Origin of the sequence: Gordonia tangerina (assembly GCF_021556435.1) — a bacterium.
GTDB classification, from domain to species: domain Bacteria; phylum Actinomycetota; class Actinomycetes; order Mycobacteriales; family Mycobacteriaceae; genus Gordonia; species Gordonia tangerina.
In genome coordinates, this window is sequence record NZ_JAKGCU010000017.1 from 106,997 (window position 1) to 116,974 (window position 9,978).

General features: G+C 66.6%; 7 protein-coding genes. 1 reads left to right on the forward strand and 6 read right to left on the reverse strand.

Annotated elements, in window-relative coordinates; translation table 11 throughout:
• Positions 1–44: 44 nt before the first annotated feature.
• The 6 genes from fabG1 to L1892_RS17300 form a co-directional block, all read right to left on the reverse strand.
• On the reverse strand, positions 45–776 hold the full coding sequence (gene fabG1, locus L1892_RS17275; RefSeq protein ID WP_235724871.1) for a 3-oxoacyl-ACP reductase FabG1: 732 nt from the start codon (positions 774–776) through the stop codon (positions 45–47).
• 67 nt (positions 777–843) lie between these two features.
• Entirely contained in the window at positions 844–1,812 is a 969-nt protein-coding gene (locus tag L1892_RS17280; protein WP_235724887.1) for a VWA domain-containing protein, read from the reverse strand.
• 10 nt (positions 1,813–1,822) lie between these two features.
• On the reverse strand, positions 1,823–2,761 hold the full coding sequence (locus L1892_RS17285) for a DUF58 domain-containing protein (protein WP_235724872.1): 939 nt from the start codon (positions 2,759–2,761) through the stop codon (positions 1,823–1,825).
• Positions 2,748–3,896: an AAA family ATPase gene (locus tag L1892_RS17290; RefSeq protein ID WP_372475162.1), complete on the reverse strand. Its 1,149-nt coding sequence runs from the start codon at positions 3,894–3,896 to the stop codon at positions 2,748–2,750. The genes L1892_RS17285 and L1892_RS17290 overlap by 14 nt, the downstream gene beginning before the upstream one ends.
• 150 nt (positions 3,897–4,046) lie before the next feature.
• Positions 4,047–5,594, reverse strand: a complete 1,548-nt coding sequence (locus L1892_RS17295) for an NlpC/P60 family protein (protein ID WP_235724873.1) — start codon at positions 5,592–5,594, stop codon at positions 4,047–4,049.
• A 401-nt stretch (positions 5,595–5,995) separates the two neighbouring features.
• Positions 5,996–6,598, reverse strand: a complete 603-nt coding sequence (locus L1892_RS17300) for an Rv1476 family membrane protein (RefSeq protein WP_235724874.1) — start codon at positions 6,596–6,598, stop codon at positions 5,996–5,998.
• 403 nt (positions 6,599–7,001) lie between these two features.
• Here L1892_RS17300 and L1892_RS17305 point away from each other — a divergent pair, with 403 nt between their 5' ends.
• Complete coding sequence (locus L1892_RS17305) at positions 7,002–9,818, forward strand: aconitate hydratase (RefSeq protein ID WP_235724875.1); 2,817 nt, start codon at positions 7,002–7,004, stop codon at positions 9,816–9,818.
• The last annotated feature ends 160 nt before the right edge of the window (positions 9,819–9,978 follow it).

The following is a 9,978-nucleotide window of genomic DNA, read 5'->3' on the forward strand; positions in this document are numbered from 1 at the left end:
TTCGCTCCTGAATCTGAGGTGGTGGGTTCGGCGTGCCATCGATGTCAGTTGCCCATGCCCATGCCGCCGTCGACGGGCAGCACGGCGCCGGTGATGTAACCACCTTCGTCGGAGGCGAGGAAGCTGATCGCGGCGGCGACGTCTTCGGGTTTGCCGGTCCGGCCCAGCGGGATGGCCTGCTTGGCCATCTCCACGTAGCGGTCCTCCATCGCAGCGGTCATGTCGGTGTCGATGAAGCCGGGGGCGACGACGTTGGCGGTGATGTTGCGTGAACCCACCTCGCGGGCGATCGACCGTGCCAGCCCGATCAGTCCGGCTTTCGAGGCAGCGTAATTGGCCTGTCCCGGAATGCCCGAGGTCGCGACGACCGAGCCGAGGAAGATCATCCGGCCCCACTTGGCGCGCTGCATGCCCTTCGTCGCGCGTTTGGCGCAGCGGAATGCACCGGTGAGGTTCGCGTCGACAACCTTTTCGAAGGACTCCTCGGACAGTCGCATCAGCAGCATGTTGTCGGTGATCCCTGCGTTGGCGACCAGCACCTCCACCGGACCCTGATGCTCGGCGACCTCGTCGAACGCCCGTTCGACCGATGCGTTGTCGGTGACGTCGCACTGCACTGCGAACAACCCGTCGGGGGCACCGGAGCCGCGATGGGTGACCGCCACCTTGTGTCCGTCGGCGGCCAGGCGCCGCGCCACGGCGAGGCCGATACCGCGATTGCCACCGGTCACCAGGACCGAGCGAGAGACCTGCTGAGCTTCGTTGCTGTCTGCCATGTGGGCCAACTTATCCGTTCGTGCTCTGCGCCAGAGGCGGTGGGATGGGTTTGATCGGTCGCGCGGCTCAGGGCAGGCGTCGGTTGATGGCCAGCGCGGCGAACGCCGAGAGCAGCGCCAACAACGTACCGGCGATCAGCCATGGCCGGGAGTTGTCCCCACGGCGTTTCTCGTAACCGATCTGCTGCTGCAGGGTCTCGTAGACCTTGTTGAGCTCGTCGAGGCTGGCCGCGGTGAAGAACTGACCACTCGAGAGGTTCGCGATCTTGCGCAGCGAATCGTCGTCGACGGGCACCGGCACCTGATCACCTTCGAGGTCAACCGTTCCGGTCATCGTGCCGAAGGAGATCGTCGAGATCGGAATCTTCTCCTCTTTCGCCTTGCGCGCGGCGGTGAATGCGCCACGCGGATCGTCCGGGTCGTCCGGGACGGTTTCCTTTCCATCCGAGAGCAGCACGATCCGTGCGGGCGGCGCCGCCTCGTCCCCACCGAGCACCGCATTGAGGGTCTTGATCTGCTGGATGGCCGCGAAGATCCCCTCCCCTGTCGCCGTGCGGTCGTCGAGCCGCAGTTTGTCGACCGCAGCCTTGGTGGCGTTGTGGTCAGGCGTCGGCGACACCAGGGTCGACGCGGTACCGGCGTAGGAGATGAGACCGAGGTTGATGCCGTCGGTCAGTTCGTCGGCGAAGGTGCGCGCCGCGTCCTGCGCAGCGCGGATACGCGACGGCGCGACATCGGTCGCGTTCATCGATCGCGACACGTCCATCACCAGGATCACCGTCGCCTTGTTCCGCGGCACGCGTCGGTCGGCCTGGGGCGCGGCCACTGCGACCACGAGCAGGGTGAGCGCCACCAAGAGCAGCGCGATGGGAACGTGGCGCCAGCGGTTGCGCTGCGCCGGCGCGACCTGATTGAGCAGGTCCAGATTGGCGAACTTCAGCGCACGCTTGCGCCGCAGCCGCTGAACGTAGATGTAGGCGGCGGCCAGCCCGGCCACGACGAGCAGCAACAGGAGCCACCACGGGCTCGCGAGAATCGACACCCGCTCACCCGACCCCGGCGGCCAGGCCGCGCCGACGCTGCGCGACGAATTTGACGGTGTCGGTGATCCAGTCCCGGTCGGTCTGCAGACTCAGCACCGGCCCGCCGCAGCTGCGGACCGTTCGATGCACCTTCAGTTGGTGATCGCGGGCCGCGGCAGCGAAGTCACGCCGCACCGCGGGGGTGACCGTGATGTCGCGCACCTCGCCGGACTCCGCGTCGGCCAAACTCACCTCACCGACGTCGGGCAGCGTCAGATCACGCGGGTCGAGGACCTCGACCGCGAGCAGTTCGTGATGGGCACCGATGGCCCGCAACGACCGCTCCCAGTCGATCGGGCCGAGGAAGTCACTGACGACGACCGCGAGACCTCGTCGACGTTGCGGTCGGCGAAGCGCCTCGATACCGGCGTGCAGGTCGCCCCGCACGCCGCTCGACGCCCGCGTGGTGGTCGCGAGCGCCTTGAGTAGATTCTGCGCGTGCGCCCGGCCGGCGCGGGCCGGTATCCGCACCACCTGATCGCCGGTCACGACGATTGCACCGTGCCGGTTGCCGCCGCCCGAGGTGAGGTGGACGATGGCTGCCGCGGCCGCGACCGCGAGGTCGCGCTTGGTGCAGTTGACTGTGCCGAAATCGAGGCTTGCCGACGCATCGACCACCAGCCATGTCTCGAGCTCACGGTCGGCGATCATCTGTCGTACGTGTGGCTGGGTGGTCCGCGCGGTCACCGACCATTCCATCCGTCGGATGTCGTCGCCGGGCTGATAGGCCCGCGCCTCGCCGGGTTCAGAACCCGGGCCGGGGATCAGACCTAGGTGTTCGCCCTGCAGGACGCCGTCCAGTTTGCGCCGCACGGTCAGCTCGAGCGTCTTGAGCGCAGCGGTCAGCTGCGGTTCGGACAGCAGGCCGGCACCGAGCGACGGCAGATCGCTATTGGCCGGCATACCGTGGCGTCTGGTTCACCGTCGCGCCGTTCGGGTGACCCGGATGCTGTTGTGGCCCAGGGGTAGTCGGATGTTGTCCCGGCGCCGGACCGGTGTTGACCGGTTGTGCGCCGACCTGTGGCAGTCCCACTGTCTGCAACACCCGGGTGATCACCTGATCGGCATCGACCTCGTCGGCGAGCGCGTCGTAGCTCAGCACAAGTCGATGCCGGAGCACATCGGGCACGATTTCGACGACGTCCTGCGGGATCACGTAGTCGCGGCCGCGGACCAGGGCCAGCGCGCGGGCGGCGGCGACGATACCCAGAGTCGCGCGCGGCGATGCCCCGTAGGACAGCCACGCCGCGACGTCACTCAGGCCCAACTCGGCGGGACGGCGAGTGGCGTTGATGACCCGGACGACGTAGTCGACGAGGGCGTGATGAACGAAGACGTTCGCCGCCGTGCGCTGCAGCCGGATCATCGCCTCCGGGTCGAGGACCTGCGATGCCGACGGCGGCACGTTGCCCATCCGGTAGACGATCTCGCGCTCTTCCTCGACCGACGGGTAGTCGACGAGGACCTTGAACAGGAAGCGATCGCGTTGTGCCTCGGGCAGCGGGTAGACGCCTTCGTTCTCGATGGGGTTCTGGGTGGCCATCACCAGGAACGGATCCGGCATCGGGTACGTGGTGCCGCCGATGGACACATGCCGTTCGGCCATCACCTCGAGCAGCGCGGACTGCACTTTGGCGGGGGCTCGGTTGATCTCGTCGGCGAGCAGGAAGTTGGCCACCACGGGACCGAGTTCGGTGTCGAACTCCTCTTTGCCCTGCCGGTAGATTCGCGTGCCGATGAGGTCGGTGGGGACCAGGTCCGGCGTGAACTGAACGCGGGAGAAGGTGCCACCCACCACGGTCGCGAACGTCTCCACCGCGAGGGTCTTGGCGACGCCCGGCACACCTTCGAGAAGGATGTGTCCGCGTGCCAGCAAGCCGACGAGGATGCGTTCGACGAGCTGATCCTGCCCGACGATGACCCGCTTCACCTCGTAGATCGCGCGTTCGAGCAGCTTGACGTCACTGTCGGACAACATGACCGATCCGTCGGGGCCGACTCCGCCCGCGGAATCGGCCGGGGGTTGCGATGAGGTCAACCGGTACTCCTGTTCCATCTGCGTGCGCAATCTCGGGTCACGTGCGCCGTGCCTCAGTAGGACCTGCCCCGTCCGGGCGGCCTGTCGGTGCCAGCGTAGTCGCGTTGGCTGAACTGCGGCCAAGAAGGTGCCGCGACCGGCAGCGTCGATTCAGAGCAGGCGAACGACGTTGGGCATCGCTCCCGCGGTGCGCAGCGGCGAGACCTTGACGACACTGCCCGACTGCGGCGCCTCGATCATCTTGTTGTCGCCGAGGTACAACGCGACGTGCTGGCTGGCGTTCGGGCCGTAGAAGATCATGTCGCCGCGTTGCATCTGCGACAGCGGGAACTGTGGACCGGAGGTGTACTGGTAGCCGGTGTAGTGCGGCAGTTCGATGCCCACGCCCGCGAAGGCGTAGATCATCAGTCCCGAGCAGTCGTACCCGATCTTGTTGTAGTCGCCGTAGCTGTCGGCGACACCCCCGTCACGGATGCCCCGGGTGGGACCGTTGGCGTCGCCGCCACCCCACGCATATGGCACGTTGAGCTGCGAGAGCGCCCGATTCACGACGATCTCGATGGCCTGGGGACCGCGGAGACCGGGCCTTACCATGCCGCCGCCGCCACCGGACGAACTGCCGAACAGCGAACCCAGGCTGCCGTTGCCGATCACCGAGCTCAGCGAGTCGGGGCCGCTACCGGTCATGTCGGAACCGCCGATGCCGAGCTCGTCGAGGAGTTCTGAATGCGGCATCTGCTGTTGCCCGACGAGTTCGGCCAGCACCTTCTGACCGACATCGAGAGCGAGTTTGGCCGCAGCCGTGGCCGCCACGGCCAAGGCCTGGTTGTCGCCGCCGGGCTCCGCGGGCGCGCCGGGCGCCGCGGGTGTCTGCGGCGAATCGGGGAAGAGGTTCTGCAAGAGCTCGCCGGCCGTGGGGCCCTCGACCGTACGTCGCGGCGCGACACCCCGGATCTTGTCGAGCGACTGCTGGACCTTGTCGCGCTTCTGGATGAGGGCGGACCGACGCTGCTGCTCCGAGGCGACCGCCGAACGCGCCTGGCTGACCGCGGCGAGCGCGTCGTCCTTGCGGTTGGCTGCGCTCTGGGTGGCGAATGCTGCCTGGCGTTGCGTCGCCTGGACCGCGGAGACCCGGTTGGCCTGTTGGTTTCGGGCCACCTCGAGCCGCTCGATGGTGTCGCGCTGCTGCTTGCCGAGTCGGTCGATGACGGTCATCCGGTCCAGTACGGCACCGGGGTTGTCCGATGAGACGTACTCGGCCATGGAACTGCGAGCACTCCCCTGCCGGTAGACGTCGCGCGCGAACTCGTCGAAGGCCTTCTGCGCCTCGGCGACCTTGCGCCGCGCGTCGGAAAGGGAACGTTTCGCCGACTTCGCGGCGACACTCGCCAAGTGTTCGGCGGCCACGGAGTTCTGGTAGTCCACCAGTGCGCGATTGACGTTTTCCTGACGGACTGCGACCGCGTTGTCGAGATCGGCCAGATTCTGGTTCGCCTTGGCGATTTGATTGATCAGACCGGAGACCTGCGATTGTGCTCCGGTTTTCGGCGCTGCCTGGGCCTGTCCGGCTCCTACGAACCCGAGCACCGTGATGGCCAGCAATGCGCCGACCCGGGCCGCAATCGCGCGTCGGCGGGACCGTTGCGCTCGCGGCGCCGGTGACCCACCGCGCGCCACGCCGGTAGTAGCTCGCCTCACCAGTTCTCCCTCGTCGTTCGCGGCTTACCCGCCACAGCGGATGCGACCTCGCGGTCCGCGCGCTGTGAAGTGATGGGTGCCTGCCCGATCCCGACCCGCCTCGCGACGTGCACCATGCACCACTCGTGGTGCCCTCCATCACTTGGGCACCACTCGTGACAACAGAACCGTACGTCACATCGAACACATCGGAAAACAGCAGTCACGAATTACATTGGCGTGATTACCAGGCAAAATGCCGTGAACTGCCGAAAGGGCGCCGATCGACAAAGGTCTCGAATCGGCAACGAAGAGCGCATCCGGGCGTGCCGCCTACAACTGATGCGGGCGAAGCGATGTATGGGCTACCTCTCCACCGAAGTGGACGCGCGTCTGCGACGGAGTGGGCCGACGCGGTCGCGTCAGGGTAGGTCGCGCGAGAGGTCGGTGGTGCCGGACGCCTGCGCGGTCGATTCCACCGGTGCCGCACCCTCGCCACCGGCTCCCCGGCGGTCCGCACGGGTCGATCGCAGCCGGGCGATGGCCGCCCCGGCCACCACGATGACGATGAGCAGCAGGCTGATGACCGTCCAGTTCAGAGACGGCTCGTTCATCTGATCCCACATCTGACGCGCGGCGAGTGGCGGATCGGTCAGGGTCAGATTGTCGGTCGCTTCTTCCTGCTGGACGCGACTGAAGTGCGGCGAAGCACTGCCCACCGATTGTGGACCGAGCACGATGACGGTCCCACCGACGTCGGCTTGGAGATCGGTGGCGATATCGCGGTAGTACTCGAACTTCAGGGGCCGATCGATCACCACGAAGCTGACCTCTTGCCCATCGGCCTGAGCCTCGGCGACCACTGCGCGCAGGCCGGCGACCTGGCCGGCCGGCGCGGCGACGCCGTCTTCCTGGATGTCGCGCAGGATCGCGGGCATGTCCACGCTCTCGGGAATGACCGAGGGCGCCATCACGCCCATCGGCGGCAGGGCCAAGACATGCTGCGTCGTCGCATCCGGACTCATCTGGCCATCCTCACATCTCTGGGCACCTGAGGGTCGCACACCGCGACACGCAAGGCATCAGCTCGCCGGCAAGGTTTCGCGAGCATTAAATTCGCACGCACAGCGGTGGCCCACCAAACCTCCTGCAGCACCGTACGACAGAATGGGATGGTCCGGAGAATCCCGGGTCGGCTTCGCGCGCCCCGATCCGACACGAGGCGAGCGAGGCTGTTTGTTAACAGTACGTGCGTACTGTTAACATCGGAACTGTCGCCACCTGCCGACGAACAGCGTCAACGCTGGTCGGACATCGGGCGGTGGCAGCCAACGCAGCGAGGTCACACGTTGCTGTAACCACCGACGCAGCCCGTCGGATGAGCAGGCCGGCGCAGCCCGCCGGCACGTTGAGGAGAGTGGACAAGACGTGAGTATCGATTCCTTTGGCGCCAAGGGCACCCTCGAGGTGGGCGACAATTCATACGAGATCTACCGACTGAATGCCGTCGAGGGCACCGGCAAGCTTCCTTATGCGCTCAAGGTCCTCGCCGAAAACCTGCTACGCACCGAAGACGGTGCCAACATCACCTCCGAACACATCGAGGCGATCGCGAACTGGGATCCGAACGCCGATCCGAGCATCGAGATCCAGTTCACCCCGGCCCGCGTGATCATGCAGGACTTCACCGGCGTGCCGTGCATCGTCGACCTCGCGACCATGCGCGATGCCGTCAAGCAGCTCGGTGGGGATCCGGACAAGGTCAATCCACTCGCCCCCGCCGAGATGGTCATCGACCACTCCGTGATCATCGAGGCCTTCGGCAACGCACAGGCCTTCGAACGCAACGTCGAGATCGAATACCAGCGCAACGAAGAGCGCTACAAGTTCCTGCGGTGGGGCCAGGGCGCCTTCGACGACTTCCGCGTCGTCCCGCCGGGCACCGGCATCGTCCATCAGGTCAACATCGAGCACCTTGCCCGGTCGGTCATGGTGCGCGACGGTGTCGCCTACCCCGACACCTGCATCGGCACCGACTCGCACACCACCATGGAGAACGGGCTCGGCGTGCTCGGCTGGGGCGTCGGCGGCATCGAGGCCGAGGCCGCGATGCTAGGCCAGCCCGTGTCGATGCTGATCCCGCGCGTGGTCGGCTTCAAGCTGACCGGCGCCACCAAGCCGGGTGTCACCGCCACCGACGTGGTACTCACCATCACCGACATGCTGCGTAAGCACGGCGTGGTCGGCAAGTTCGTCGAGTTCTACGGCAACGGCGTCGCCGAGGTGCCGCTGGCCAACCGCGCCACCATCGGCAACATGAGCCCCGAGTTCGGCTCCACCTGCGCGATGTTCCCGATCGACTCCGAGACCGTCAACTATCTCAAGCTGACCGGTCGCTCGCAGGAGACCCTGGACCTCGTCGAGGCCTACGCCAAGGAACAGGGCATGTGGCTGGAAAAGGACGCGGAAGAGGCCCAGTACTCCGAGTACATGGAGCTCGACCTGTCGACGGTCGTCCCGTCCATCGCCGGCCCGAAGCGCCCGCAGGACCGCATCGAGCTCTGGGACGCCAAGAATGCGTTCCGCAAGGACATCCACAACTACGTCGAAGAGGGCAACACCCCTGCCCACAATGGTGTCGACGAGGCCAACGAGGAGAGCTTCCCCGCCTCCGACGCACCGTCGGTGAGCCCCGACGCGGCCAAGCTGTCCTTCGCCGACGACGACGAACCCGCCCACAACGCGTCGAAGGGCGCCGAGGGTCGCCCGTCGAAGCCGGTCAAGGTCTCCTCGCCCGAGCGCGGCGACATGGTTCTCGATCACGGCATCGTCACGATCGCGTCCATCACCAGCTGCACCAACACCTCGAACCCGTCGGTGATGCTGGGCGCCGGACTGCTCGCCAAGAAGGCCGTCGAGAAGGGATTGACCGCCAAGCCGTGGGTCAAGACCTCCATGGCCCCGGGGTCGCAGGTCGTGACCGGGTACTACGACAAGGCCGGCCTCTGGCCCTACCTGGAGAAGCTGGGCTTCTTCCTCGTCGGCTACGGCTGCACCACCTGCATCGGCAACTCGGGTCCGCTGCCCGAAGAGATCAGCAAGGCGATCAACGACAACGATCTGACGGCGACCGCGGTGCTCTCGGGTAACCGCAACTTCGAGGGTCGCATCAACCCCGATGTGAAGATGAACTACTTGGCGTCGCCGCCGCTGGTCATCGCCTACGCGCTGGCCGGCACGATGGACTTCGACTTCGAGACCGACCCGCTGGGCACCGACGCCGACGGCAACGACGTCTTCCTCAAGGACATCTGGCCGTCCAACGAGGAGATCTCGCAGACGATCGCGTCGTCGATCTCGGCCGAGCAGTACGCGGCGGACTACGCCGATGTTTTCAAGGGCGACGAGCGCTGGCAGAACCTGCCGACGCCGGACGGCAAGGTCTTCGAGTGGGACGACGAGTCGACCTACGTCCGTAAGCCTCCGTACTTCGACGGCATGCAGACCGAGCCGGAGCCGGTCGCCGACATCTCCGGCGCGCGCGTGCTGGCGAAGCTGGGCGACTCGGTCACCACCGACCACATCTCCCCCGCGTCGACCATCAAGCCGGGAACGCCTGCTGCGCAGTACCTCGACTCACACGGTGTGGCACGCAAGGACTACAACTCGCTGGGCGCCCGTCGCGGCAACCACGAGGTGATGATCCGCTCGACGTTCGGCAACATCCGGCTGGCCAACCAGCTGGTCGACGTCACCGGTGGCTACACCCGCGACTTCACCCAGGACGGCGGCCCGCAGTCGTTCATCTACGACGCGGCGCAGAACTACGCCGCAGCCGGCACCCCGCTGGTCGTGCTGGGCGGCAAAGAGTACGGCACCGGGTCGTCGCGTGACTGGGCCGCCAAGGGCACGAGGCTGCTGGGCGTCAAGGCGGTCATCACCGAGAGCTTCGAGCGCATCCACCGCTCCAACCTCATCGGTATGGGTGTCATCCCGCTGCAGTTCCCCGAGGGTGAGTCGCACAAGTCGCTGGGACTCGACGGCACCGAGACCTTCGACATCACCGGCATCGAGCAGCTCAACTCCGGTACGACGCCGGAGACCGTGCACGTCACCGCCACCAAGGAGGACGGCGCGAAGGTCGAGTTCGACGCCAAGGTGCGCATCGACACCCCCGGTGAGGCCGACTACTACCGCAACGGAGGCATCCTGCAGTTCGTGCTGCGCAACATGATCAAGAGCTGATCACCTCAGCCCTTGACCACGACAGCATGAATACGACAGGGAGCACGAGAAGTGCCCAAGGTCAGTGATGACCGGCTGGCCGCGGGGGGGGGGGGGGGGGGGGGGCCCCCCCCCCCCCCCCCCCCCCCCCCCCCCCCCCCCCCAAAAAAAACGAGCGGCC

What these genes read in the sequence shown, in the direction of transcription:
- L1892_RS17285 (WP_235724872.1), bottom strand. Translation starts at nt 2,761, where the DNA reads ATGCCGGCCAATAGCGATCTGCCGTCGCTCGGTGCCGGCCTGCTGTCC.
- L1892_RS17300 (WP_235724874.1), bottom strand. Translation starts at nt 6,598, where the DNA reads ATGAGTCCGGATGCGACGACGCAGCATGTCTTGGCCCTGCCGCCGATG.
- fabG1 (WP_235724871.1), bottom strand. Translation starts at nt 776, where the DNA reads ATGGCAGACAGCAACGAAGCTCAGCAGGTCTCTCGCTCGGTCCTGGTG.